Annotated in this window: 1 protein-coding gene; it reads right to left on the bottom strand. The window is 40.6% G+C overall.

Going from position 1 to position 1,155, the window contains the following annotated elements; genetic code table 11:
• Positions 1 to 300: 300 nt before the first annotated feature.
• The gene (locus LC115_13710) at positions 301 to 1,032 is read right to left on the bottom strand and encodes a hypothetical protein (GenBank protein MCZ2357724.1); all 732 of its coding nucleotides are present in this window, start codon (positions 1,030 to 1,032) and stop codon (positions 301 to 303) included.
• Between the last annotated feature and the right edge of the window lie 123 nt (positions 1,033 to 1,155).

The following is a 1,155-nucleotide window of genomic DNA, read 5'->3' as shown; positions in this document are numbered from 1 at the left end:
CTGATTTTCGAGAAACGAGAACTTAGAAAACTACTTTTGCAAAAGAGCCTGACTTGAACGAACTGAAACTTTTGCTGAAAACCTAAACTTGATTAAGAACGCTGATTTGAAAAGCCAACTTGCTTTAGCGAAATAGCCAAATGCCTTAACGAAACACACACCTAACGGTTTGCGTTACCTGCGCTGGGGCGGGGACGGCGAAGCCGTCCAACCAGAAAAATGAAAAGGCGTAGAAAACCGCTTGGAATGTGCGCCGAATCCCCAGCGTCAGGTGCACGCTGTGTTGGGCAGGTTTTTGGGTTACAGACTCTTGGGCTTTTGAGCGAAATACCTATGAACATAAAAATTCAATAATGCAATTCCAGAAACTAGGAATATGACAAAGGCAGTGAATACTTCTGTGAAAATCCTTCCGGTGTCGAGAATATTTTTTACATGGAATTTTACTAAATAAGATTTTTCATCAAACTGAAACGATGGATTGATATATTGCAAATTGGGTTTTATCTCTAAAATGTATTCACCTTCCAAAAACCCCATTCCAGAAGGCGGAATATTGATTTTTCCATAATACCGATTATTCAAAGATGAATCTAGATTCACTGGTGAAATAGAAAAAGTCTTGTATGTGTAATCTGGCAAATAAAGTAAGACTTCAAACCCCTTATCGGGAACAGTGAAAACTTGTTTGGTGTCTATTGGCTTTCCCTCATTATTTATCACAGTGAATTCTATAACAATTGGTTCGGCAGAATAAATGGCAAATTCGTACTCTCCTTTGAATAATGGATGAGTTTCGTCTTGTGTTGGTTTCAAAACATTCGCGCTGATAATCTCTACAACGGAACTATTCGGCGATACTGTTTGCGGAGTAGAGGTATTTATAACAGTAGGAACGCTTGTTATGACTGCGCCTGCTGTTTGAGTAGCCGAAATAGCCAATTCCACTGGTCTCTCGGCGGAACGAATAGAAAAATAGCCAGTTACAACAATACCGAAGAAAGTAATTACGGATGCAGTAATTGTTGCCACAGATGGTGAAATACTATTCTTTCGCTTGGACATTGATATTACAAACCCTTTTTGCTTTTAGAAATACCTGCCCAACGGTTTGCGTTACCTGCGCTGGGGCGGGGACGGCGAAGCCGTCCAACC

The sequence above is a fragment of the Bacteroidia bacterium genome (assembly GCA_026932145.1).
GTDB lineage: Bacteria > Bacteroidota > Bacteroidia > J057 > JAIXKT01 > JAIXKT01.
This window is presented reverse-complemented; position numbering and strand designations above follow the sequence as displayed.